Origin of the sequence: Herbiconiux daphne (assembly GCF_024979295.1) — a bacterium.
Classification (GTDB): Bacteria; Actinomycetota; Actinomycetes; order Actinomycetales; family Microbacteriaceae; genus Herbiconiux; species Herbiconiux daphnes.
This window is the reverse complement of sequence record NZ_JANLCJ010000452.1, coordinates 1-663: the sequence shown is the minus strand read 5'-3', so window position 1 is coordinate 663 and position 663 is coordinate 1. Positions and strand designations below refer to the sequence as shown.

At 45.1% G+C, this 663-nt stretch carries 2 protein-coding genes; both read right to left on the bottom strand.

The genetic code is table 11. The features are described from left to right. Positions 1-192 precede the first annotated feature (192 nt). Positions 193-459 carry a YheV family putative metal-binding protein gene (locus N1032_RS25805; protein ID WP_259543468.1) on the bottom strand — a complete coding sequence of 89 codons (267 nt, stop codon included), beginning with the start codon at positions 457-459 and terminating at the stop codon, positions 193-195. Then, a partial coding sequence (locus N1032_RS25800; RefSeq protein ID WP_331486071.1) for a 4Fe-4S cluster-binding domain-containing protein occupies positions 456-663 on the bottom strand: 208 nt, incomplete at its 5' end. The genes N1032_RS25800 and N1032_RS25805, both read right to left, overlap by 4 nt.

Sequence of the window (663 nt, the reverse complement as noted above, 5' to 3'; positions counted from 1 at the left end):
TAATACTATTCCATTTGAATGCCCACCGAAGTGGGCGTCCATATTAACCGCCGTGTGGTACGTAACCATTAGCGAAAGCAGCACGTAACTGTGCTGTTGCTTTCTTCTTGGTAGTTGGTTTGTTATGACCAAACTTGTACTCAGTACGACCCTTAACTTTTACCTTGTGAACCATAAGCCCTCCAGTTAAAGTTAAACCTCTGCCAAACCTGGCAGTCCCTCGAACAGATCTTCCAATGAACCAGCCATGTGAAGACCTGCACGAATCGCTTCATGCTCATCGTCCTCATCATTCAAACCAATGTGATATGAAGTCACACGGCTTGTAGCACGAGGCATAAGTTCGATAGCAAACCCACAAGCAAGGCACTCACGCGCCCAATCCAAATGAATTTTATCTTGCAGTAAGCCGTATTTTTCAGCGCCACAGCAAGGGCACGGTTCGAATTCTTTGCTCATAGGAATTTAATCTCAATAGTTTCAGCAGTAGCACGTTTCGGAATGTCGTCAGGAGTGACGTCTTTCTGTGCTGGCATTTCATAAATTTTCTGGTTCCATGACCCACGGAATTGAAGAGCTGGGTCATGTTTCTTATACTCGAAACGGCCATCAACAAGATGCGTGATAGTGTTAACCAACTCCCAACGAAGTAAACCTTCTTCG

Excerpts from the sequence above, each read along its gene's own strand:
- N1032_RS25805 (WP_259543468.1), bottom strand. The coding sequence starts at position 459 with ATGAGCAAAGAATTCGAACCGTGCCCTTGCTGTGGCGCTGAAAAATAC.